The organism is Desulfatiferula olefinivorans (genome assembly GCF_054657895.1).
Genome location: NZ_BAAHXV010000020.1, coordinates 27,134 through 49,803 on the forward strand (window position 1 = coordinate 27,134; position 22,670 = coordinate 49,803).

A 22,670-nucleotide genomic window follows, 5' to 3' on the forward strand; every position below is an offset into this window, starting at 1 on the left:
GGACAGACCGTTCTATGACCAATGATCCGAGCGATGGCCCCGATCGTGTCCATGTTTCGTGTTGACACCGCCCCGCCATTTGTTGGATAATCGTAAAAAATAAAAAAATCATCACTTTTCTGAAGGGTTACAGCCATGGACAGGCCCCGAATCGATAGGGACGGCGGCCGTTTTATTCGTTGACGATCCGCATGATCGGACAGGACATCTTCGATGGATCAGGTTGAGCGGACATACAGGGCGATTCTCGAAACCATCGCCGACGGGTACTACGAAGTGGACCTTTCCGGTAACCTGACCTTTTTCAATGATTCCCACGCGGAACTCCACGGCTGCCCGCGGGAGCAGCTGCACGGCCTGAACTACAGGGATTATGTGGTCGACGAGGATGTGGACAAGGTGTTTTCCGCCTTCAACCGGGTTTATGAAACCGGAAAGCCCCTCAAACGCATGGAATTCGCCATGTACCGTCAGGACAACACCCGTCACCATGTGGAATGCTCCATCTCCCTGATCCGAAATGCCGCGGGCGAAAAGGTGGGCTTCCGGGGCATGGCAAGGGACGTCACCGATCGCAAACTCGACCAGGAAGCTCTGCGAAAAAGCGAGGAACGCTACCGCACCATCCTGGAGAATGTCGAGGAAGCCTACTACGAGATCGATCTGCAGGGCAACTTCACACTGGTCACCGATGCTCTTTCCCGAAACCTCGGTTATTCCAGGGACGAGCTTTTGGGTATGAACTACCGGGCTTACATGGACGAGGAAAACGCAAGCAAGGTGTTCACGGTCTATCACGATGTCTTTGTTCAGGGCGACCCCCAGACCCTGTTCCAATATGAGGTGATCCGCAAGGACGGCCGTCGCATCGTCAATGAAATCTCCATTTCCCTGATTCGTGACGAGCAGGGCCGTCCCACGGGCTTCCGGGGCGTGGGACGCGACATCACCCGGCGGAAGGAGGTCGAGATTGAACTTCAGCGGGCCAGGGACCAGGCCGAAGCGGCCAGCCGGGCCAAGAGTGATTTTCTGGCGAACATGAGCCATGAGATCAGGACCCCGATGAACGCGGTGCTGGGGTTCACCGATCTGTTGCTGGAAAACCCCGGCGATGAGGCCCGGGAAGAGTACTTGAACATCATCAAACAAAACGGGGAAGTTCTGGTGGGGCTTCTCAACGACATCCTCGATTTTTCCAAGATCGAATCCGGCCGGCTGGATTTCCAGGAACTGGACTTCGATCCCGAACTGGTGGTCTACGACGTGCTTGACATCGTCCGGTCGGGCATCGGAACAAAACCCATCGAACTGCTCTGCCGCATCGACGACACGGTCCCTCCCTTGATTTCCGGCGATCCGTTGAGGTTTCGTCAGGTGATCACCAACATTTTGGGAAACGCCGTCAAATACACCCCTGCCGGGGAAGTGGAGATCACGCTTTCCGTGGAGGCCGTTGAGTCGGACCGGCTGAAGCTTCACGCGATGATCCGCGACACCGGCATCGGTGTTCCCGGCGACTGCCGTCAATCCATATTCGAGGCTTTTCACCAGCTGGACAACACGTCCAGCCAGCAGTACGGGGGCGTGGGTCTGGGTCTTGCCATCTGCAGGCGCATCGCCGGGCATCTGGACGGGGAGGTCTGGGTCGAATCCGGAGCCCCGGACGATTCCGGATTGCCGCGAGGCAGCCGGTTTCATTTTACCGCCTGGTACACCCGGGTCCCGGATCGTGTCGTCGCGCGGAAACCGCCGATTTCCCTTCGAGGGAAACGGATTCTGGTTGTCGACGGCAACGGGGTGAGCGGTGACATTCTGTGCGTCATGCTTCGCGCCGCAGGCATGGAGGCCGTGGCGTCGGACCGGGCCGACGGGGTGACGGACAGGCTGACCGTCGCCGGAGCCGCCGGACAACCTTTTGATGCCCTGCTTGTCGACACCGGTTTGCCCGAAGCGGCAAACGGCCTCCTGATTGAACGGCTCCAGAGCGCACCCGCCCCCTTCGATCGTCTGACGGTCATCGCCCTGTCGTCGAGCACCGAGCGTGACGCCCTCCATTGCCGCGATATCGGTTTCGACGGTTTCCTGTCCAAGCCGGTTCGCCGGGACCGTCTGCTTCAGATGCTGGCGAACCTCTTGGGCCCCGCGGCGTCCGAATCCGGATCGGGGACGCCCCGACGATCCATGGCTACGGGCTATTCCATCCGGGAGGATATGAAGCATGCCGCGGCCATTCTCCTGGCCGAAGACAATCCGGCCAACCAGAAGCTGACCCAGACCATGCTGACCAAGGCGGGGTATCGGGTCGACGTGGTGGCCAACGGCCGGGAAGCGGTGTCGGCCGTTGAGGCGGCCCCCGACCGGTTCGATCTGATCCTGATGGATGTCCAGATGCCGGTCATCGACGGAATCGAGGCCACGCGGATCATTCGGATGAAGGGATTCACCGAGGTGCCGATTGTCGCACTCACGGCCCACGCGCTCAGCGGCGACCGGGAGAAATGCCTGGCGGCGGGAATGAACGCTTACACCACCAAGCCCATCAAACGGGACGCGGTCTTTCAATTGCTCGACCAATGGGTGTTCAGCCGGGATGCGGGTCGGCTCAGGGGGCATGGCCGATGATGCAGGCGGGTCGTGTTCTTTTTCTTGTCTGGATGATGGGGCTAATTGCTGTTTGGGGGGCCGGATGCCGCCCCGGGGGCGGCCCGTCCCTGCCCCAATCCGCCATCGACGAAGGCCTCCCCGAGAACGTCAAAGGCCCGTTGAACGCGTTGTACGACAGGGATGCCGATGCGGTCCTGTCGGCCATGGAGACCCTGGCCGACCTGGGGGCCGACGCCCTGCCGTCGATACCCTATCTGGTGTCGATGCTCGATGATCCCCGTCTGGGCACCCGCTGGGTCCGGGGCTACGGGGCGCCGCTGCCCCTTTCCAAGGGGGCGGCCCTGGCTCTGGGGGCCATGGGGCCCCCGGGGGTGCATGCCCTGGCCGACGCCCTGGCTGGCACGTCCCAGGTTCGGGGCATGCAGGATGACCTGAAACGGGAGGCGGTGGCCGGCGGGTTCAAACGGGCCCTTGCCCTATACGGGGATGATGTGGCCGCCGGTGTCCGGCACAGCCCCCGGGCGGTGTCGATCCTTTCAGCCGCCCGGGTCTGCCTGGCCCTGTCCGAGGCCCCCGACCGCCTGGATCCCGTGGACCCTCGGGCCGGTCTGAAATACTACAAGTACTTCGATCCGATTCCCGGTCGGGAGGGTCTGGCCGTCTATATCGAGATGCTCGGACTCATCGGCGATGATCGGGCTCTTGATCTGCTCAGAACCATCGCCCCGCCGGACGGTTCCGGTTCGGTCGAAGGCTTTGAAACGCCGGCCCTGATCGCCTGGTATCGCATCGAGCCCCTGCCTGTTTCGGCCATGCACCCCGCCCTGGCCGAACGTCTGCTGATCGAGTTCACGGTCCGGGGGGACCTGCCTAGGGTCAGCGGCCTCCTTGAGCAGGGCCTCTCGCCGGATGTCGTCAGCCGGACGGGTCGCCCCCTGATTGCCCTCGCCCTTGACAACCGGCACACCGATCTGTTCGAGGCCCTGGTCCGGGCCGGAGCCTTGGTGGATATTCGATTGTCCGGCGACGATACCCTTCTGATCCGCTCGGCCCGGGCCGGGAAACCCGATGATGTCCATGCCCTGCTGTTTCAGGGCGCGGATCCGGGTCTGGTCAACAGAGCCGGAGAAACGGCGCTTTCGGCGGCCCTTGACGGGCTCCGCGGTGCCTGGAACGGTTCGGCCGATGATCCGGATGCACGGGAATATTTGCAAACCGTCGCACGGTTGGCGTCCGAAGGCGTTTTCGACCTTCCGGACGATCTGGTCCGGCGTTTCGAAGACAGGGAGTGGGCCCTGCTGGGGCTGGGCGATCGCTGATTCCTATGGGACCGCACGGAAGCTGACGGTGTTTAGCACCCGGCCCGATGCGTCGACGACATCCACCTGCCAGTCGCCAAGGTGGCGGGCCGGATCGAGCGTGACCCGGCTCCAGGTCCGGGTGCGCGGATAATCGATGCGAAGGGGTACGCGGCAGTAAACGGCCCCGTTACGGCGGTACACATGGGTCAGGGCCAGGGGCGGCCGATCCGCAAACGCCGTCATCCAGACCGTGGGTCTGGGCGTCCGGGCCAGGGAAAACACGGCCGTCGGGTCCACGGCGCTCCGGTTTTCGACCCGTCTGCATGTGACGAGTTCACCGATCCGGACGGCCGGATGGGCGTCGACGACGGATTCGGAAGGGGGTGTTTCCGCCGCCGGCACGGTATCCAAAGAGGCGGCGGGGACCACGGCAAGGGGGGCGGCAGGGGCCGGTTCCGTGTCAATCGCAACATCCTTCGGCGCCGGTTTTAAGGGGGTCGGCAGGGCGGCCGACGGGGGCGCCCCGTGCTTCGATGCCCCGGGCGGCATCAGGACCGCGATCAGAAGTCCCGCGCCGATCAGGGCGCTCGCGATATAAACGACCGCACCCGGAATGAGGCGGGCCTCACTCCGTCGCGTTTCCTTGCCCGCGACAATGGTCCGGATGGTTCCGATCAGCTCCGCGTCCCTTGTTTCAATGGTCTTTCTGTCCATAATGCTTTTCGTTTCTCCGTTGGTGTCACTCTCATACCAGCAACATCCCGGTGCTGTCCATCGTCAAATAACGCTTTTTCGGGGTTTTTTACAGGGTAAAAGACCAAACGGTTATTTTTGGAATTGACAGATCACATTTCATGTGAAAAAAAGATTCAACTTCGAAGTAACACAATCATAAACCCTGTAAAAACGTGACTGAAGGAGGTATAGGTTTTGAAAAAAGCTCAATTGAAAAAACGCTGGTTGACTGCACTGATGACGGCCCTTCTGACGGCGGCGATTCCCCTTTCCGCATCGGCGGCGAAAACCGTGAACACAGCCGATGCGCCCCTGCCGACGTCCGTCAAGGTGGATATCAACACCGCCGACGCCGCGATGCTTTGCACCCTTCCGGGGATCGGACCGGATATCGCCGAACGGATCGTCGCCTATCGCGCCGAACACGGACCGTTCACCTCGGCCGACCAGCTCGAGCAGGTCAAGGGTGTCGGGCAGAAAAAACTCGCCCGCATTTCCGGACTGGTCACGGCGGGTCCCGCGAAATAGACGGGTTGAATGAAACGATCGGCCGGTTTCTCCGCAAACCGGCCCACCCCGCCCATCGCCGTCTGCCGGGCATTCCGATCCCACGGGCGCCGATTGCCCCGGAGCCCCGGCGAAATCCTGTCGACTTTATCGCCAATCCGGTTTATAGTCCTTGTATCGATTCAATACATCACAACAAGGCGTTTTCATTCAAGTCAGGGGTTGTCCATGTCGTTGCGAAACATCAGCATGCACCGGACCCTTCTGGTGTATCAGGTTCTGATCTCCATCGTCGCCGTGGTCGCCGTGGGTTATCTGTGGATTTCGTCGGAACGGTCGCGATTTTCCTCCGAAATGGAGCGGACGCGGCAGACGTTCTTGGACGAACGCAGGCAGATGCTCGCCCGCGAGGTCGAACGCAGTCTGGATTTTGTCCGCTACATGCAGGCCCAGACCGAAGACCGCCTGCGCCGAAGCGTTCGCGAACGGCTTTACGAAGCCTATACCCTGGCCACCGGGATTTATGAGCAGAGCCGGGACGCCCTGGACAGGGCCGCCGTTGAAAACGTGATCCGCGAGTCTTTGCGAAACATCCGATTCAATGACAACAGGGGGTACTATTTCGCCTTCGATCGGGAGGGCCGGGAGGTCCTTTTGCCCATCCGGCCCGAGCTGGAAGGCAAAAACATGCTTGGCGTGACCGGCGGGCAGGGCGAATACGTGGTCCGGGACATGCTTGACCTGTTGAAGGAAGAAAACGAAGCCTTCTACACCTATACCTGGCCCAAACCGGACAGCCCGGGGTTTTACCCGAAAATCGCCTTTGTGAAAGTCTTTGAACCCCTGGGATGGGTGCTGGGCACCGGGGAATACATCGAGGATGTCAGAGCGGATATCCAGAAGGAGTGCCTGACCTGGATCAGTAACATTTCCTTTGAGGAAGACGGGTATGTGTTTGCCGGACAATACGACGGCATCAGCCTGTCGGGACCCCAGGTCGGACGGAACATGATCGATGTCGAGGATGTGAACGGGGTCAAGATCGTCCGGGAGCTGATCGGGGCGGCCCGGTCCGGCGGCGGGTTCGTCGAATACGTGATGCCGGGCTTCGACGGCAACCCCCCGGTGCGCAAGCTCAGTTATGCCGCGGGCATCGAGGCCTGGCAGTGGTATCTGGGCGCGGGCATTCATGTGGAGGCCGTGGAGGCTGAAATCGCCCGGCGGCAGGACGAACTCAACGTCCGGATCCGGCGGAGCATGCGGGATATTGCCGTGGTGCTTGTTTCGGTATTTCTGGCCGCCTTCGTTCTGCTTCGGCTCTTTTCCGTCAGAATTCATCGGAACATGGTTCAGTTCAGGGGATTTTTCGATCGTGCGGCCACCGAGTCGGCACGGATGGATGAGAACACCCTTCATTTTTCGGAGTTTGCCGAAATGGCGCGATCGGCCAACCGGATGATCGAAGAACGGATCCGGGCCGAGGCGGCACTCCAGACCTCCCACGAGCGGTTTCTCACCGTCCTCGACAGCATCGACGCCACCATTTACGTGGCCGATATGCATACCCACGAGGTGCTGTTCATGAACCGGTACATGATCGAGGAGTACGGCGGCGACAAGACCGGTCAAATCTGTTTTGAAGCGTTTGCCGGAAAGACGGCCCCCTGCGCCCACTGTACCACGGCACAGCTGCTCGACGAGAACGCGCGGCCCACGGGGGTTGTGGTGTCCCAGGGCATGAACCCCCTGACCGGCAAGTGGTATGTGACCTATGACCGGGCCATCGAGTGGATCGACGGCCGCTGGGTGAGGCTGCAGATCGCCATGGACATCACCAAGCTGAAAAAAATGGAAGAAGATCTCCATCAGGCCCGGAAGATGGAGGCCGTGGGAAATCTGGCCGGGGGCGTGGCCCATGAATTCAACAACGTGCTGTCCATCATTGTCGGCAATGTGGAACTGATGCTGGACGAGGCGGACAAGGAGGGTGAACTGCACCGGCGGTTGAGCCGAATCATGGACGCCGGTCTCCGGGCCCGGGATGTGGTGCGCCAGCTGCTCAATTTCAGCCGGAGGATCGATTCACGCAAGGAACCCGTCGATCTTCGGACCGTGGTCCGTGAAACCATGAGTCTCTTGACGGCATCCATTCCGTCGAACATCGTGATCCGCGTGACGGTCCCCGATCATCTGCCTGCCGTGACGGCCGATGCGGTCCAGCTTCACCAGGTTCTGATCAATCTGTGCAACAACGGGGCCCAGGCCATGCCGGACGGCGGCATGATGACCATCGAACTGGGGCTTGACGACCCGGACCCGGAAGCTCTGTCCCAGGCGGATCCGTCTGATGGCCCATGGATCCGGATGACGGTCAGGGACACGGGCAGCGGCATCGCCAGAAATCATCTGGACCGGATTTTCGATCCCTATTTCACCACCAAGGCCGTGGGCAAGGGAACAGGCATGGGACTGGCCGTGGTTCACGGCATTATCCGGGACCATGGCGGGGTGATTACGGTCCGGAGCATCGAGGGCGACGGCACCGCGTTCAATGTCTATCTTCCGGCCGCGAAGGAGAAAGCGGTCCCGAAGACCCCGGCCCCCGACTCGCCCCCCGGAGGACGGGAAACCCTGCTCTTTGTCGATGACGAACCGTCCATTGTGGAACTGAACCGGCAGATGCTCGAGCGGCTGGGATACCGGGTGGCGGCCGAGACCGATCCCGTTGCGGCCCTTGAGCGGTTCCGGGCCCGGCCCGCCGACGTGGATCTGGTCATCTCCGACATGACCATGCCCGGCATGACCGGCGATCAGCTGGCCCGGGCCCTGCTTGACATCCGGCCGGACCTGCCGATTATCGTCTGCACCGGTTTCAGCGAACGCATGTCTCCGGAACGGGCTGAAACGATGGGCATCCGGGAGGTCCTGATGAAACCGGTGGCCAAAAAAGATCTGGGTGATGCGATCCGCAGGGTTCTGGATCAGGCAACCCCCGAGTCCGCCGACTGACGACCCTCAAACAATCATTTCAGATAGGCGAAGGCGTCGGCCAGTTTTTTCATGTGCTGCTTTTCGCCGTTGGCAATGCCGTAGAGAATCCGTTTGATGTCGGGGTCGTTGACCAGATCGGCGCCGCTGCGGTACAGATCGAAGGCCGAGTACTCGATGTCCAGGGCCATTTCGAGGACGGCCAGAGGCTGGGGACCGGTCAGCCGGTTCAGGCGGGAAAGGGCGTCTTTCAGGGTGACTCCGCCTTCGAGGATATCGCCGGACAGGCTCATGAAAAAGGTGTCGAATTCCGGAAGATCCTCTTTGCGTTTGCTGAGAATCCGGTACAGGGCTTCGGCGTGGTCGGCTTCGGCCAGACTCAGGTATTCGACGGCGTCGCTGAACGGTTCGTCGGGGAATTTTTCAAGAATGGATTTGTAAAAATTCCAGGCCCCCTTTTCCAGGTCCATGGCGGCCAGCAGCATGTCCTCGAAATCGTCTTTGTTGCCCAGAACCTGAACCTTGGGGAAATCCTCCAGGGTTTTGCCGTTATAGGCCAGAATCCCCCCCGCCATGTTGTAGATCCGGCCCAGCGTTTTCTTCGAGTCCAGGGCCAGGGCCGCGGCGGCCCGGGACCGTGCGCCCGACCTGCAGGTGAAGATCAGGTCCACGTTTTCCGGCAGGGTGTCGAGGGCCGTGCCCAGGGTGGGAAAGGGCAGGAGCCGGGCTCCGGGGATATGGCTCTCATGGTATTCTTCGGGCTGTCTCACGTCGATGAGGGCGTATTCCTTCTCATCGTGGGAGTCGATGTAGGCGTTGAACTGATCGGCGGTGATGTCGGTGATGGTTTTGTCAGGCATAATCTCCCCCTTGACGGTTGGTTCGGGTTCCGGGATGTTTCCCCTGGGTAAAAAAAAGCACGCACAGCAAGAGGCCGTAACAGATGGTGGCCGGGCCGGCGAAAAACGGAAAAAAGTATCCCAACGGCGCCAGAATCACCACGATCACCCAGTGGGCCAGGATCAGGGTGGGTGAGTGGAGGCGGATGGGAAAATCATCAAACCGGACGATCACGGCAAGGCCCGACAGGTTCCATCCGTAAAGGGCCGCAAAGGAATGGACCTTGAGCAGAACGGTGTGAACCTCATCGTAGTACGCCGGATAAAATTCCACGATGATATAGGCGATGCCGCTGACGGCCGTGTACAGCAGAAAACCCATGCCCGAGGTCAGGAAAGCTTTCTGCTGGAGCCGGTCCACACGGGTGACGAACAGATACAGCATCATCGTCACGCTTGCGAACAGAATCAGGGTCACCACCACCTGGGGCGCCAGGGTTTCCATGAGGATAAACAGAAAAAAGATGATCACCCCCAGGTTCACGGACCAGAAGCAGAGATTGCGGACGGCTGCGGCCCAGGGACTTTCGGGGGGCTTCATGATGGAAAACATCACGGACATGGTGATCAGCGACAGCGGAAAGGAAAAGCCAAGAAAGAAGGTGTCGAGCCGGAGTTTGGGGATACTGACCCAGTGGGTGAATTCGTTGTTGACGATCACGGTCGACGAGATCAGAAGGCCCAGGGACAGGCAGAGCAGGGAGGCCTGGTTGAATTTGTCGGAAACAGGGGCCTTCGCGTTGAAAAAGTTCCAGGGGAACAAGGAAAAACGACGGATTCTTACGTTCTCGACGATCAGGGCCAGGATCAGTGAACAGACGATGGCTTCGGCATAGAATTCCAGAAAGGCCAGAAGGGCGTAGCAGAGCGAGACGATCAGAAAGGCGGAGGCCCGGGCCGTCAGCCGTTTTTGCTTTTCCGTGTAATAGAGGACGATGGTTCCGCCCGAACAGAGGTTGAACAGGAAAATGTGGAGCCGGTCAAAAGACAGGGTCACATGGGGAAGAAAGGAATGCAGGAAACCAAAGGCCAGGGCCGTGGTCATCAGGATGACGAACAGCGCTTTCAAACGGGGGTTCATGGCGTTACTCCCAGGACCTCGGCGAGGGCGTCGGTCAGGTTCGGGTGGATGAAACGGTATCCGGAATCCAGAAGCTTTTTCGGAACGATGCGTGATCCGGACAGGAGGATCTCCTCACCCATCCGGCCGAAACGGGCCCGGATCAGCCATTCGGGGATGCGAAAGGGCGCGGGCCGACGGAGCAGACGCGACAGGGTCCGGGTCAGCTCGCGGTGGGTCACCGGATGGGGAGCCGTCAGATTGACCGGTCCGGACAGCTCCGGTGTGGTGATCAGGTGGTGCATGGCGTAAAGAACATCTTCCGGAGAGATCCAGCTGACGTCCTGGCGGCCCGATCCCATGACGGCCCCGAGCCCCAGCCTGAACAGGGGCAGAAGCCTGGAAAGCGCCCCGCCCTCGGGCGAGCAGACCACGCCGATGCGCATGGTGACGGTCCGGATGCCCCGCGTGACCGCAGGAGCGCAGGCCTCTTCCCAGGCCCGGCAGAGCCGTGAAATGAACTGATTTCCCGCCCCGGCCGATTCATCCAGGCTCCGACCCGTCGCGTCTCCGTAAAAGCCGATGGCCGAGGCGCAGAGAAACACGTGGGGGGGGCGCTTCAGGCCCGCCAGGGTTTCGGAAAGGAGACGGGTGATCCGGACCCGGTTTTCGATGAGGCGGGCCTTGACGGCCTCGGTCCAGAACACCTCGCCGATGTTTTCGCCGGCCAGGTGGATCACCACATCGAAGCCTTCCATGGATCGCGGATCGAGCAGGCCCTTGTCCGGGTCCCAGAAGATTTCGGGTTTGTCGGGATCGGGTTTCCGTCGGACCAGGGTGCTGACCGTGTGCCCTGAGGTGGTCAGAAAGGGCACCAGCCTGGAACCGATGAGACCGCCGGAACCGGTGACGGCGATGTTCAGGGGACGGCCGGTTGAATTTTTCCGGAAAAGGGCGAGATCCCGCACCGTCACGGCGTGACGGTAGGCGAAGATCCGGGCCAGGTCGTGTGTGACGTAACGGTTGATCGGGCCGATAAAGGACAGAGGGGCCGGCAGGGCGAAGTCGATGCGGTCTTCGAGGATCGAGCCGGTGCCGTCGGGAATGAATAGGTGGGTGTGGTTCCAGGACGCGAAGGGGCCGCGGATCTGGGTGTCCCGGAACATCCGCCCCGGCTCGCAGGCCGTATGGACGGCGTCCCAGGCTGAAAAAACCGGGCCTGTCTTGATTTTAAGGCGCACCTTCGTGCCGGTGTCGACCCCCGGGGTCTTGGAAAGGATGATCAGCGGGGCAAAGGGCGGACTGAGGCGCCGGATGGCCCCCTCACGGGCGTGCCAGTCAAATACGTCTTCGGCCGGGGCCGCGACGGGCGTTTGTCTGATAAAGGTCTGTGTGGTCATAGGCGGCATTTAACCTTGTGGCCGAGTCGGATCCATCGGGTGGTGATGTCCACGTCGTAGACGGCGATACCGACGCCCCGGTCCGCGGCCCGGCGCAGGGCCTTGCCGTAGGCGGGATCGATGTCGTCGGCCGGACTGAACTCCGAGGCGTCCATGCGCTGGATCAGATAGAACATCATGCAGCGATGCCCCTCTGCCAGCAGGGTTTCCAGTTCATGAATGTGCTTGAGCCCCCGCTCGGTCACCGCGTCGGGAAACCGGGCCCGGCCGTCGGTGACCAGGGAGCAGTTCTTGATTTCCACATAGCAACGTCCCCGGACCGGGTCTGACAGCATCAGGTCCAGCCGGGACCTGTCGTTGATTTTGACCTCGGCCGTCACCGTGTCGTATCCGGTAAGCTCCTCGATCAGGCCGGCTTCTGCGGCGGCGCGGACCAGCCGGTTGGGCACCCCCGTGTTCACCCCCACCAGGGACGAACCCATGTCGATGATCTCGAAGGTGTAGGCCAGCTTCCGCCGGGGATCGTCATGGGCGGACAGATACACCGGCCGTCCCGGTTCCGAACAGGCCTTCATGGACCCGGAATTGGGGCAGTGGGCCGTGACCGTCCGGCCGTCGTCCAGGCGGACATCGGCCAGAAACCGTTTGTATCGGCGGATCAGGGTGCCTTGGACCAGGTCCGGCCAGACCAGGCCCCCCCGGCGGTCAGGGACGGCGGTCACCTCTCACTCCCCGAGGGCCAGAAGCTCATCCACGCCGGGCGAGGTTTCGAGCGTCCTTGAAAAATCGCGTTTTTCCTCGATGGCCTTCTTGACGGCGGAGCCGGCGGCGGTGTCTCCGTATAGGATGGCGCCCTCCAGGCGGCCGTCGCGGAAGATCAGCTGAATATAAACGTCGTCGGTCTCTTTTTCGATGACGGTGACGCTTCCGTCGGCGGGTTCGATGGCGCCGATGCTGAACAGATCCACGCCAAGGACCTTGATGGTGTTGGACCGGGGAATACCCCCGAAGGCGGTTTTCTTTCCGGCGGCGTTCATCCCGGCAATGGTGCCCTGGAACATGGCCGCGTTCCACAGGCCGTAGAGCACGCCCCGGTGTTCGGCGATGTCCCCGGCCGCGTAGATGCCGTCGACGGAGCTTTCCATGAAATCGTTGACGAGAATGCCCTGGTTCACCTCAAGGCCCGTGGTCCGGGCCAGGTAACTGTTGGGCCGGATACCGGCGGCAAAGATCACCAGATCGGCATCGACGGTTTTGCCGTTGGCCAGCACCAGGCGGGCCGCCCGTTCGTCCCCTTCGATCTCTTTGACCGTCGTTCCCGTTTCAAGGGAGATACCAAGACCCCTGACAAGACCGGCCAGCCGGGTTGCGGCCTTGCGGTTGAGCTGGCGGGGCATCAGGTAGTCGAACCCCTCGATGACGGTCACGGAAAGGGACGGCGCGGCGTTGACCAGTCCGGCGGCCGCCTCCAGCCCCAAAACACCTCCGCCGATGACCACGGCCGAAGATGACCGGGGGGCCGCTTCAAGAATTTCCTTCACATGATCGGTGGTCCGCAGGGTGGTCACGCCGTTCTTCTGGGCTCCCGGAACAGGCGGAATGAAAGGATGGGCTCCGGCGGTGATGATCAGCTTGTCATAATCCAGTTTCCTTCCGTCGCGCAGGTGGACCTGCCGTGAGGAGGGGCGGCATTCGACCACTTCGGCCCCGAGCATCAGGTCGATCCGTTTTTCGGTGTACCAGCGTTCCGGATGGATGGGCAGGGCGTCCTCGCGGACCTCGCCGGCCAGCAGCCGGGTAAGATTGAGGCGGTAATAGGGCAGGCAATCTTCCTTGGACAGCAGTACAATGTCGGCCGATTCCGATTCGGCGCGCACGGCTTCGGCCGCCGACACCCCGGCGATGCCCGCACCGACGATCAGGACGCGGCGTTTGTCCCCGCTGCCTGAATCACCGGTTTTTTGGGGGTGAATGGGCTGGAATTTGGCGGAATCGACGCCGCAGACCGGGCAGGTGTCCGGCGGGCTGTCTTCGCGGTGGGTGTAGGTGCAGACCAGGCAGGTCCAGCCCTCGATGGCCTGTTTTTCTTTGGGCGGAGCCTGTCCAAAGGGTTCAAATTTGTCTTCGGGGGCACCGCAGACCACACACTGGGCCGGGGGGGCATCACCCTTGTGAATATAACCGCATACGGTACACCGCCATTCATTTGTCGTCGCACTCATCTGTGTGGTAACTCCGTTTTTATTCGGTCAGGGGGATACGGTTTTGCCTCGGAGGATCCCCGGAAGGGGCAGGGCCTGCGGTGTGTCCGTCCGAACCCTGTGCGGGGCTCAGGCGGCATGGGCAAAGCAGGGCGCCTCGCCTCAAAAAAGAATGCGGACGGTCAACGCCGTCCGCATGCCGATTCTGTCCGGGTCGGGGTATTAGCCCGCCCGCTGTCTGTCTCTTAACGGTATGCGATCAGGCGCCTGCTCAGGAGCTTGATATGACCCATTTCTTCCTTGATGATGTTGTCGATCTTGTCTTTGCCCAGCTTGCCGGGAACCAGTTCTTTCATGCCCAGGTAAAAGACGATGGAATCTTTTTCCGCACCGATGGCGGCCTTGAGAATGTCGACCATGTTGGTGGGGTCGAGTTCTTTTTCAAAAAACACGCGGGTGTCTGCAAGAGCTTTGAGGTACTGGGGCGCTTCACCGTCGGGATCGAAGGTCGTGGCTTCCTTTTCCTGGGGAAGGAGATCCTTTCTCAGGCTTTTGAAGGTCACTTCATGGTCGTCTTCCATTTTGGCCAGCTCGATCAGGAAATCCTTTTCCTCACCGGAAACACGTTCAGCTGCTTTGCGGTAAAATGCAGCGCCGTTGCGTTCGATCTGTTCGGCCATCTCAAAAATTTCATCCGCATTAAAATCCAGTGCCATCGTGAAACTCCTTTCAATCATTCGTGAAAATGTCAGTGACTATTCAAAGTGGTTTTAAGCCAGTTCTTGATTTCAGTGTCAAGTTCGTATATTCCCTTATGATAGCCTACAGAGTCAAGGAATTTTTTTTCAAGTTCCACGGGCATTCTGAAGCGCGCCAGCTCTTCCATGTCGAAACCGTTTCGCTTCACCAGAACGATGTAAGGTTGGGCTTCCCATGTGGTGATGGCAAAATAGATCGATTCGTCATGGCTGCCCCGTGCCCGGTATCCGTCAACGGACCAGCCGGCGCCCCATTCCAGATGACGCCCCACGGCCGTGGCCGGGTTCAGATCCCATTCCACGGAATTTAAAAGGGGGATGTTTTTCCTGAGTTCATCTATTTTAAGCATGGCGGCCTCCTTGGTTGGGTTGATGAACGATCATGGTTGCTAATATGTTAATTCAATATCCATGCCGGCGCCGTCCCGCCGACGGTTGAATCCAGGCGTCGCATGTATCGTGTCTTTTCCTGCGGGACGGGTTTTTGTCGTTCACGCTGACGGTCGCGAGCACGGCGGTGGTGCCGCGCCGTGACAAACCCGTCCCCGTCATGCGCCTTCCTATAAAAAAGGTATTGAGAATTTTCCGTCAGCAGGTATGATAGAAGAACGTTTTTTTTGTCTTACAATACAACCTGTCTCATAATGATTTGTGATACACCGGCATCGCGTTGTGCCCGTATGGTTTTTTATCAAAGCGGAGGCGGTTCACGGATCACCCCGTGCACGTGAGCCCGCCGGTTGAAACAACGGGATTGCCCCGGGACACTGGACTGCGGAAGCGGGGGGACGAGCCGCCGCACGCCCGAGGAGTGCATCATCTGGCATGGAATATGTATGTCGTCCAGGCCATTTCAACCCTTTTTAACCCCTTTCACCTGTGACACGACGGAGGCATTCATGGATGTGGTTTTTCTTTCCCGGCTTCAGTTCGCTGCGGCAACAATGTTTCATTTTCTGTTCGTCCCTCTGACCCTGGGACTTTCGCTGATCCTGGCCTTCATGGAAACACGCTACGCCTGGACCAAAGATGAGGATTATCTGAGGATGACCAAGTTTTTCGGCAAGCTGTTTCTGATCAACTTCGCGGTGGGCATCGTTACCGGCATCACCCTGGAGTTCCAGTTCGGCACCAACTGGTCCCGGTATTCCCAGTACGTGGGGGATATTTTCGGTTCCCTCCTGGCCATCGAGGCCACCACGTCCTTCTTCCTGGAATCCACCTTCCTGGGCATCTGGATTTTCGGCTGGAAAAAGCTGTCGGCCAAGGCCCATGCCGTGGTGATGTGGCTGGTGGCCCTGGCCGGTTCCCTGTCCGCCATCTGGATTCTGTCGGCCAACGGATGGATGCAGCACCCCGTGGGCTACGAAATCCGGAACGGGCGGGCAGAACTCACCGATTTTTTTGCCGTTCTGTTCAATAAATTCGCCCTGCTCGAAATGTTCCACACCCTTGTGGCCTCGTATATTTTCGGCGCCTTTGTGGTGATGGGCATCAGCGCCTATCATCTGCTCAGGAAAAACGAGGTCCGGCTGTTTACCAAATCCTTCCGCATGGCCCTGAACGTGGGGCTTGTCGCCTCGGTTCTGGCGTTTATTTCCGGCGATCTCCACGGCATTCACGTGGCCGAGGTCCAGCCGGCAAAGCTGGCCGCCATGGAAGCCCACTGGGAAACCCAGGCCAAGGCCCCGATTCTTATGTTCGCTATTCCCGATGAAGAAAACGAGCGAAATATCATTGAAATCGGACGGATTCCCGGCCTGCTCAGTTTTCTGGCCACCCACGATGTCAACGCCGTGGTCACCGGTCTCAAAGACATCCCCAAAGATGAACGCCCCCCGGTTCTGATCACGTCCCTGGCCTTCAAGGCCATGGTGGGACTGGGCACCTTTTTCCCGCTGATCACCCTGGTGCTGTGGATCAGGCGCAAGAAGCTGCTGGAAACGCCCCTTCTGCTCAAGCTGATGGTCTACGCCATACCTCTTCCGGTGGTGGCCCTGGAGGCCGGGTGGGTCCTGGCCGAGGTGGGCCGCCAGCCCTGGATCGTTTACGGCCTGATGAGGACCTCTGACGCCGCGTCCCCGGTGACCGGGCCCCAGGTGCTCATCACCCTTGTCGGGTTTATCGTGGTCTACGGTCTTCTGGGCGCCGTGGGGTATTTTCTGATGTTCAGACACGCCCGCAAGGGACCGGCTCCGGCCTGATTTTTCGCTTAGAGGGATGACACACCGCCTGTCTCATATTTATGGTGATACAGGCGGCGGATATCATAACAAAAACGCACCCGCCGGGCGGGTCTTTATTCGGAGGTTCACATGGAATTGCAATCGGTATGGTTTTTTCTCTGGGGTTTGCTGTGGGCGGTTTTTTTCATGACCGACGGCTTCGATTTCGGGGTTGGCACCCTTTACCCCTTTCTGGGCAAGACCGATGAGGACAGAAAGGCGATGATTGCCGCCATCGGCCCTGTCTGGGACGGCAACGAGGTCTGGATGATCACGGCGGGCGGGGTGACCTTCGCCGCCTTTCCCACGGTCTATGCCGTGATGTTTTCCACGCTTTACACGCCGCTGATGCTGATTCTTTTCGCCCTGATCGTGCGGGGGGTGGCCATCGAGTTCCGCAACCAGATCGATAACCCGGCCTGGAAAAAGGTCTGGGACACCTGTTTCATCATCGGCAGCGCGGCCCCGGCCCTGCTGTTCGGGGTGGCCTTCGCCAACATCTTCAAAGGCCTTCCCATTGACGGCGACGGCATCATGCACGGTAATCTTCTGACCCTCCTCAACCCCTACGGGCTTCTGGGCGGCGTTCTTTTTCTTTCGATGTTTGCCCTGCACGGGGCCCTGTGGCTGGGACTGAGGACCGAGGGCGAGCTTCACGACCGGGCGGCCCGCACGGCGAATCTTCTCTGGCTGCCGGTTTTGATTCTCATCCTGGTGTTTGTCGGGGCGTCCTATGCGGCCACCGACCTTCTTGACAACTATCTGGCCCATCCGGTTTTGTTCATCGAGATCCTGGCCACGGCGGCGGCCCTTGTCGGTGTTCGGTTCTTTCTGAAAAAAGGGGCCTTTTTCAAGGCCTGGGGCGCCTCGGCGGCGGCCATTGTCGGGGCGACGTTTTTCGGCGTTATCGGCATGTTCCCCACCCTGTACGGCTCGACCCTGGACCCGGCCCATTCCCTGACGGCCCATAATGCCTCGTCCAGTCCTTTGACCCTGACCATCATGCTGGGGGTGGCTGTGGTGTTCATTCCCCTGGTCATCGGCTACCAGGCCTGGGCCTACAAGATGTTTTCGGGCAAACTGACCAAGGAAGACCTTAATCACGGTGAGGCGTACTGATCCGGCACGATATTTGATAGATCACTTTCTAAACCCTTTGGAGTATGGAACCGTGAGAAAATGTGATCTGAATATCAAAGCCACACTGAACCTGGTCCAGCAGATGCTGGACCTTGCCGACCAGGGCGATGAACAGCGAGAAGACAGCGGATGCGGCATCATGTTCGGCGTGATCCGGGATTCGGCCTACAAAATCCTGAAGCTTGCGGAAAAGGAGAAAGAGGCCCACATCCGCAAAGGCTGGTGGGATGAGTCCCTCGATGCCTGATCAGGCGGTTTTGCCGTCCGACAGACCTATGTTCCTTTTGTTCACGGCGGCCGGTGTTTGACCGGCCGTCCTTTGACCAACCCATGTTCAAGGAGGATGGATTATGGAAACACGTTGTCCGGGAAACGAACTCAACAAATCGTTAAGCACCCGTATCTGTGTGTGTGCGTCATGCGGCAAGGAAAACGAGATTTTTGCCGACGAGATGAACAAGAAACATTCGTGCACGGCCTGCGGCGCGGCCCTGGATCTGTCCAAATGCAAACATCGGGACTAATTTCACGTTTACAGAATGATGAACGTGTAAAACGTGGTCACATGATGTTTATCGAAACGGGAGTGCTGTTGATTGAAACGACCGTATGTGGATTTGAGTGAATGCGTTCAATGCGGAATCTGCACCGAACTGTTCCCGGATCTGTTTGTGATGAACGATGCGGGGTATGTGGAGGTGGTCGAGCGGGACAGCTATCCCGTTGACAAGGTCGAAGAGGCCATGAAACACTGCCCGGCCGACTGCATTCATGACGAGGATCGTTGATCCGGCCCTTTCGGGGGTGAAACCGACCGAGGATGGTGAGTGATGGCCCTTTCCGTGGTGACGCTGTACCGCGACATTCTGCCCCGAACCAATTGCGGCGACTGCGGGTTCCCGACCTGCACGGCCTTTGCGGGCATGGTGGTCTCCCAAAAATACCCGCTCAAAAACTGCCCCCATATCGGGGCCGACGTGCTGGCCCGTTGTGAGGCGGAACTGGCCGAACAGTATGCCCAGGGTAAGTGGCTGAAACGGGATCTTGCCGAAGACGCCCTGACCTGGGCCCGGAGCCGGGCCGCGTCCATGGCCCTTGACGACCTCCCCGACCGGATCGGGGGACGGCTGGTCGACGGGCTCCGGGGAAAGGTTCTGGAACTGCCGTACTTCAACGGGTTGATCCATGTCGCGGCCGATACGGTCACCCATGCGGACGGCCGCCCTCTGACCCGGTGGGAACAGGTGTTTGTGTTCAACCATCTGGCCCAGGGCGGCATCCGGAAACCCCGGGGCCAGTGGAAGGGTTTTGTGGAATTTCCCAATACCGTATCCAAGGTCGTGACCATGACCGGTCAGGTGGAAGAACCCCTGATCCGTCGCTTTTCAGGCAGAAAAGACGCGCTGCGGGACAAGGCTGCGGCTCTGGGGGCCGTTCCGTTCGATGCCGGGGAGGCGACGGCGGATCTGGCCCTGTGTTTTACCCCGCTGCCCAGGGTCCCCGTGGCGCTTTTGTTCTGGGACGGTGTTCCGGAGGAGGGCTTTGAGGCCCAGGTCCGGCTGATGTTCGATGTGACCGTGACCGAACATCTGGATATCGAATCCATCGTGTTTCTCAGTGAACGGATCAGGCAGCTGCTGTGCGATGACGAGCCGAAATCATGAAACGATACCGCTGCCCCTGCGGCTATATCTACGACCCCGACGTCGGCGATCCCCAGACCCGGATTCCCCCCGGAACCCCCTTTGAACGGCTTCCTCCGGACTGGATCTGCCCGCGCTGCGGTTATGAGCCGAGGTATTTCACCCCCCTTGGCGATCCCGACCCGCCCCCGCCGCGCCGGGGGTGACGGACAACCTGAAATGTGATTGTTGATCGTTCAAGGAACGCACCGTCCTCCGGGGTGGCGCGTTTCGTTTTTTGACGTCCGGGACTCGGAATCGCGATGTGCCGGTGAAAATGTAAAAAAAACAAACATGATGTTTGACATGTTGTTTAAAAGATGACTAAGTAAGTCGGTCGTCCGGGGTTTTACGTTTCCATCGGGATCATTCAGTATCTCCGGCCCTTAGCACGTTCATTCCTCCCGTGCGGCCGGCACGGCGGGGACGTTTTTCAATCGTAAACATGAATTGGGACAGACAGGCGGTCTGTCCGTTGCCGGGTTGTCATGAGCGTCATCGATTCAATCAGGAAAAGCGTGATGAGTCCACTGACCAGAAAGCAGTTTCTGGCCATTCTGGTGTTCAGTTCGGTGATGACCTTCATCGACACAAGTATCCAGCTTTACATCGAATTCAAGGGAGACCTGGGCTACGTGGCCTCCCAGTTCGAGCAGATCGAAAACAGCCATCTGAACAGCCTGGTCTCCAGTCTGTGGAAGCTGGACGAGGAGCAGATCGCCATTCAGCTGGGTAACGCCGTCAGCCTTCGGGATATCGGGTACATCGAGATCCGCGACGACGACGGCCGTGCCACCCATCGGGCCGGAACCCCGGCCCGGGGGCAGAGGTTCCAGTCTCGGACCTACGATATGGTGTACAGCAGCAGTACCATCAACCGCCATATCGGCACCCTGTACGTGGAGGCCGATCTCACGGGGGCTTACCAGCGGCTGTTTCGACGTACCCTGATGATTTTCACCACCCAGGGCATCAAAACCTTTTTCGTGTCCTTTTTCATCCTGTTTATCCTGCATCACATGGTCACCCGGCATCTGATCACCCTGGCGGGCTACATGCGTCAGGTGAACATCGAAACCTTCGACGCCCCCCTGACCCTCAACCGGAAATCCCGGCCCCAGGGCCGTCGGGACGAACTCGACGAGGTGGTCTCGACCATCGACAATCTCAGGAACGCCATCAATTTCTACATCGACAACCAGGACCGGGTGGAAAAGGAACTTCGGTCCAGCGAGCGGAAATTCAGGACCTTCGCCGAACAGGCCATCATCGGCATCTGCATTGTCCGGGACGGGTCGATGATCTTCACCAACGAGGGGTTGTCGTCCATTTACGGATATACCCACGACGAATTCCTGACCTTTGAACGTGAAGGCATTTTGCGACTGTTTCACCATGAGGACGCCCCCATCGCCAAGGACCTTTACAAGGCCAACCTGAGCGGCATCGGTGACTCGGTGGAACTGCGGGCCCTGACCAAAACAGGCCGGGAGAAATGGGTTCAGCTGTTTTCCAAACCCGTCAGCACCGACGAGGGTCTGACCATTTACTGCATCATTGTGGATACCACCGAGCGGCGGCTCTACGAAAACGAAATGACCAAATTCAAGGTCATGACCGACAAGGCCAGCTACGGCGCCTCCATTGTGGATCCCCATGGAAAGATCATCTATGTGAACGACTGTTTCTGCCGGATGCACGGCTATACGTCCGACGAGCTTCTCGGACGGCCCATGACCCTGGTCTATCCCCGGGAACAGGCGGGACGGGCGAGCCGGCTGAAACGCCTGCTGCTCGACAAGGGGCACTACGCCGCCGAGCCCGTCGACCATGTGACCAAAGACGGCCGGGTCTTTCCCACGCTCATGAACGAAAATCTGATTCAGGACGCCCAGAACCGACCCCTCTTTTCATCGGCCACCACCATCGATATCACCGACATGCGGCAGCTCGAAGAACAACTCAAGCATTCGCACAAGATGGAGGCCATCGGCACCCTGGCCGGCGGGGTGGCCCACGACTTCAACAACATTTTAGGAATTGTCCTGGGCAATGCCGAGATGGCCCTGCAGTGGATTCCCGAAGCCAGCCCGGCCTGGATGAATCTCACCGAAATCCTCACCGCAAGCAACCGGGCCAAGGGCGTGGTCCGCCAGCTTTTGAACTTCAGCCGAAAATCCGAGGAACAGGAAAAGGAACCCAGCCGGATCGGGCCCCTGGTCAGGGAATCGGTAAACCTGCTTCGGGCCTCGCTGCCGAAAACCATCGAGATCAGCTATTCTGAAGAAGAGGACCTTCCGGCGGTGATGGCCAACCCCACCCACATCCATCAGATCATGATCAACCTGTGTACCAACGCGTCCCATGCCATGGAAAAAAAGGGCGGGGTCCTTCGCATCGAACTCGGTCGTTACACGATGAACGGCAAACCCGAAGACGGCGCTCCGGCGCTTCCTTCGGGATCCTATGTCCGCGTGAGGGTCCAGGATTCCGGGGACGGCATCCCCAGGGACGTGATCGACAAGGTCTTCGTGCCCTACTTTACCACCAAGGAAACGGGCAAGGGAACAGGCATGGGACTTTCCGTGGTCCACGGCCTGGTCAAAAATCACGGGGGAGACATCGTGCTCGAAAGCCGGGAGGGGGAAGGGACCCTGGTGACCCTCTATCTGCCGGCCATGGAGACGCCGCCCCCCAAAGAAGCCGCGGCCCTGCCGGATTTGCCCCGGGGGACCGAGCGGGTGCTGTTCGTCGACGACGAGGGAGCCCTGGTGGACATTGTCCGGGACATGCTCGAGCGGTTCGGCTACCGGGTGGAGGCCCACAAGCACCCCGTGGAGGCCCTGGACCGTTTCCGGGAAGCGCCCGACGCCTTCGATCTGATCATTACGGACCTGTCCATGCCGTTCATGACCGGCGACCAGTTGATCCGTCATGTTCTTGCGATCCGGCCCGCCATGCCCATCGTGTTGTGCACGGGATTCCATGACGATCTGTCCGACGACAAAGCCCGGGCCATGGGTCTCCGGGCCGTACTCAACAAACCCGTCAATCTGAGGGATCTGATCATCGGGGTGCGCCGGGCCCTGGACAATCCGACCTGAGAGGCCGAAACGAAAGGAGAAAAGCTATGGATATTTCCTGGTCGTACATGAGGAAGGGGTGACAGT

At 59.7% G+C, this 22,670-nt stretch carries 20 protein-coding genes; 12 read left to right on the top strand and 8 right to left on the bottom strand.

What is annotated here, in order from left to right; all coding sequences use genetic code 11:
• Positions 1-213: 213 nt before the first annotated feature.
• Entirely contained in the window at positions 214-2,622 is a 2,409-nt protein-coding gene (locus tag ACYQ11_RS14140; protein WP_459924449.1) for a PAS domain S-box protein, read from the top strand.
• On the top strand, positions 2,619-3,923 hold the full coding sequence (locus ACYQ11_RS14145) for an ankyrin repeat domain-containing protein (protein ID WP_459924450.1): 1,305 nt from the start codon (positions 2,619-2,621) through the stop codon (positions 3,921-3,923). Before ACYQ11_RS14140 ends, ACYQ11_RS14145 begins: the two co-directional genes overlap by 4 nt.
• Positions 3,924-3,926: 3 nt before the next feature.
• On the opposite strand, the gene ACYQ11_RS14150 is transcribed toward ACYQ11_RS14145, so the two are convergent.
• Positions 3,927-4,619, bottom strand: coding sequence for a DUF2914 domain-containing protein (locus tag ACYQ11_RS14150; RefSeq protein ID WP_459924451.1), 693 nt, complete (start codon positions 4,617-4,619; stop codon positions 3,927-3,929).
• A 216-nt stretch (positions 4,620-4,835) separates the two neighbouring features.
• Between ACYQ11_RS14150 and ACYQ11_RS14155 the strand changes: the two genes are divergently transcribed.
• Both ACYQ11_RS14155 and ACYQ11_RS14160 read left to right on the top strand, forming a co-directional pair.
• The gene (locus ACYQ11_RS14155; protein ID WP_459924452.1) at positions 4,836-5,168 is read left to right on the top strand and encodes a ComEA family DNA-binding protein; all 333 of its coding nucleotides are present in this window, start codon (positions 4,836-4,838) and stop codon (positions 5,166-5,168) included.
• 207 nt (positions 5,169-5,375) lie between these two features.
• A complete protein-coding gene (locus ACYQ11_RS14160) occupies positions 5,376-8,156 on the top strand; it encodes a cache domain-containing protein (RefSeq protein WP_459924453.1) in 2,781 nt (926 codons plus the stop codon).
• Positions 8,157-8,170: 14 nt separating this feature from the next.
• Here ACYQ11_RS14160 and ACYQ11_RS14165 read toward each other — a convergent pair whose 3' ends face one another.
• The 7 genes from ACYQ11_RS14165 to ACYQ11_RS14195 form a co-directional block, all read right to left on the bottom strand.
• Positions 8,171-8,995 (bottom strand): rhodanese-like domain-containing protein, encoded by an 825-nt coding sequence (locus ACYQ11_RS14165; RefSeq protein WP_459924454.1) that lies wholly within the window; start codon positions 8,993-8,995, stop codon positions 8,171-8,173.
• Positions 8,988-10,115 (bottom strand): hypothetical protein, encoded by a 1,128-nt coding sequence (locus ACYQ11_RS14170; RefSeq protein ID WP_459924455.1) that lies wholly within the window; start codon positions 10,113-10,115, stop codon positions 8,988-8,990. The genes ACYQ11_RS14165 and ACYQ11_RS14170 overlap by 8 nt, the downstream gene beginning before the upstream one ends.
• Positions 10,112-11,494, bottom strand: coding sequence for a TIGR01777 family oxidoreductase (locus ACYQ11_RS14175; protein ID WP_459924456.1), 1,383 nt, complete (start codon positions 11,492-11,494; stop codon positions 10,112-10,114). The genes ACYQ11_RS14170 and ACYQ11_RS14175 overlap by 4 nt, the downstream gene beginning before the upstream one ends.
• Positions 11,491-12,216: a DNA/RNA nuclease SfsA gene (gene sfsA, locus ACYQ11_RS14180; RefSeq protein WP_459924457.1), complete on the bottom strand. Its 726-nt coding sequence runs from the start codon at positions 12,214-12,216 to the stop codon at positions 11,491-11,493. The genes ACYQ11_RS14175 and sfsA overlap by 4 nt, the downstream gene beginning before the upstream one ends.
• Before the next feature lie 3 nt (positions 12,217-12,219).
• Positions 12,220-13,716: an FAD-dependent oxidoreductase gene (locus ACYQ11_RS14185; protein WP_459924458.1), complete on the bottom strand. Its 1,497-nt coding sequence runs from the start codon at positions 13,714-13,716 to the stop codon at positions 12,220-12,222.
• Between the two features lie 224 nt (positions 13,717-13,940).
• Positions 13,941-14,411: a ferritin-like domain-containing protein gene (locus ACYQ11_RS14190; RefSeq protein ID WP_459924459.1), complete on the bottom strand. Its 471-nt coding sequence runs from the start codon at positions 14,409-14,411 to the stop codon at positions 13,941-13,943.
• Between the two features lie 32 nt (positions 14,412-14,443).
• The gene (locus tag ACYQ11_RS14195; RefSeq protein ID WP_459924460.1) at positions 14,444-14,803 is read right to left on the bottom strand and encodes a DVU0772 family protein; all 360 of its coding nucleotides are present in this window, start codon (positions 14,801-14,803) and stop codon (positions 14,444-14,446) included.
• 549 nt (positions 14,804-15,352) lie between these two features.
• Between ACYQ11_RS14195 and ACYQ11_RS14200 the strand changes: the two genes are divergently transcribed.
• The 8 genes from ACYQ11_RS14200 to ACYQ11_RS14235 all read left to right on the top strand — a co-directional run bounded on the left by ACYQ11_RS14200 (position 15,353) and on the right by ACYQ11_RS14235 (position 22,604).
• Positions 15,353-16,657 (top strand): cytochrome ubiquinol oxidase subunit I, encoded by a 1,305-nt coding sequence (locus ACYQ11_RS14200; protein ID WP_459924461.1) that lies wholly within the window; start codon positions 15,353-15,355, stop codon positions 16,655-16,657.
• Positions 16,658-16,768: 111 nt separating this feature from the next.
• Entirely contained in the window at positions 16,769-17,797 is a 1,029-nt protein-coding gene (cydB, locus tag ACYQ11_RS14205) for a cytochrome d ubiquinol oxidase subunit II (protein ID WP_459924462.1), read from the top strand.
• 52 nt (positions 17,798-17,849) lie between these two features.
• A complete protein-coding gene (locus ACYQ11_RS14210) occupies positions 17,850-18,065 on the top strand; it encodes a hypothetical protein (RefSeq protein ID WP_459924463.1) in 216 nt (71 codons plus the stop codon).
• Positions 18,066-18,168: 103 nt separating this feature from the next.
• Positions 18,169-18,342 (top strand): hypothetical protein, encoded by a 174-nt coding sequence (locus tag ACYQ11_RS14215; protein WP_459924464.1) that lies wholly within the window; start codon positions 18,169-18,171, stop codon positions 18,340-18,342.
• Between the two features lie 72 nt (positions 18,343-18,414).
• Positions 18,415-18,606, top strand: coding sequence for a ferredoxin (locus ACYQ11_RS14220; RefSeq protein ID WP_459924465.1), 192 nt, complete (start codon positions 18,415-18,417; stop codon positions 18,604-18,606).
• Between the two features lie 42 nt (positions 18,607-18,648).
• Positions 18,649-19,482 carry a DUF3786 domain-containing protein gene (locus tag ACYQ11_RS14225; protein ID WP_459924466.1) on the top strand — a complete coding sequence of 278 codons (834 nt, stop codon included), beginning with the start codon at positions 18,649-18,651 and terminating at the stop codon, positions 19,480-19,482.
• The gene (locus ACYQ11_RS14230; RefSeq protein ID WP_459924467.1) at positions 19,479-19,667 is read left to right on the top strand and encodes a rubredoxin; all 189 of its coding nucleotides are present in this window, start codon (positions 19,479-19,481) and stop codon (positions 19,665-19,667) included. Before ACYQ11_RS14225 ends, ACYQ11_RS14230 begins: the two co-directional genes overlap by 4 nt.
• Before the next feature lie 354 nt (positions 19,668-20,021).
• Complete coding sequence (locus ACYQ11_RS14235) at positions 20,022-22,604, top strand: PAS domain S-box protein (protein ID WP_459924468.1); 2,583 nt, start codon at positions 20,022-20,024, stop codon at positions 22,602-22,604.
• Positions 22,605-22,670: the final 66 nt, after the last annotated feature.

Bases quoted from the DNA above. Each gene is read 5' to 3' on its own strand.
- ACYQ11_RS14140 (WP_459924449.1), top strand. From the start codon at position 214: ATGGATCAGGTTGAGCGGACATACAGGGCGATTCTCGAAACCATCGCC.
- ACYQ11_RS14145 (WP_459924450.1), top strand. From the start codon at position 2,619: ATGATGCAGGCGGGTCGTGTTCTTTTTCTTGTCTGGATGATGGGGCTA.
- ACYQ11_RS14150 (WP_459924451.1), bottom strand. From the start codon at position 4,619: ATGGACAGAAAGACCATTGAAACAAGGGACGCGGAGCTGATCGGAACC.
- ACYQ11_RS14160 (WP_459924453.1), top strand. From the start codon at position 5,376: ATGTCGTTGCGAAACATCAGCATGCACCGGACCCTTCTGGTGTATCAG.
- ACYQ11_RS14165 (WP_459924454.1), bottom strand. From the start codon at position 8,995: ATGCCTGACAAAACCATCACCGACATCACCGCCGATCAGTTCAACGCC.
- ACYQ11_RS14170 (WP_459924455.1), bottom strand. From the start codon at position 10,115: ATGAACCCCCGTTTGAAAGCGCTGTTCGTCATCCTGATGACCACGGCC.
- ACYQ11_RS14175 (WP_459924456.1), bottom strand. From the start codon at position 11,494: ATGACCACACAGACCTTTATCAGACAAACGCCCGTCGCGGCCCCGGCC.
- ACYQ11_RS14185 (WP_459924458.1), bottom strand. From the start codon at position 13,716: ATGAGTGCGACGACAAATGAATGGCGGTGTACCGTATGCGGTTATATT.
- ACYQ11_RS14190 (WP_459924459.1), bottom strand. From the start codon at position 14,411: ATGGCACTGGATTTTAATGCGGATGAAATTTTTGAGATGGCCGAACAG.
- ACYQ11_RS14195 (WP_459924460.1), bottom strand. From the start codon at position 14,803: ATGCTTAAAATAGATGAACTCAGGAAAAACATCCCCCTTTTAAATTCC.
- ACYQ11_RS14200 (WP_459924461.1), top strand. From the start codon at position 15,353: ATGGATGTGGTTTTTCTTTCCCGGCTTCAGTTCGCTGCGGCAACAATG.
- cydB (WP_459924462.1), top strand. From the start codon at position 16,769: ATGGAATTGCAATCGGTATGGTTTTTTCTCTGGGGTTTGCTGTGGGCG.
- ACYQ11_RS14215 (WP_459924464.1), top strand. From the start codon at position 18,169: ATGGAAACACGTTGTCCGGGAAACGAACTCAACAAATCGTTAAGCACC.
- ACYQ11_RS14225 (WP_459924466.1), top strand. From the start codon at position 18,649: ATGGCCCTTTCCGTGGTGACGCTGTACCGCGACATTCTGCCCCGAACC.
- ACYQ11_RS14230 (WP_459924467.1), top strand. From the start codon at position 19,479: ATGAAACGATACCGCTGCCCCTGCGGCTATATCTACGACCCCGACGTC.
- ACYQ11_RS14235 (WP_459924468.1), top strand. From the start codon at position 20,022: ATGAGTCCACTGACCAGAAAGCAGTTTCTGGCCATTCTGGTGTTCAGT.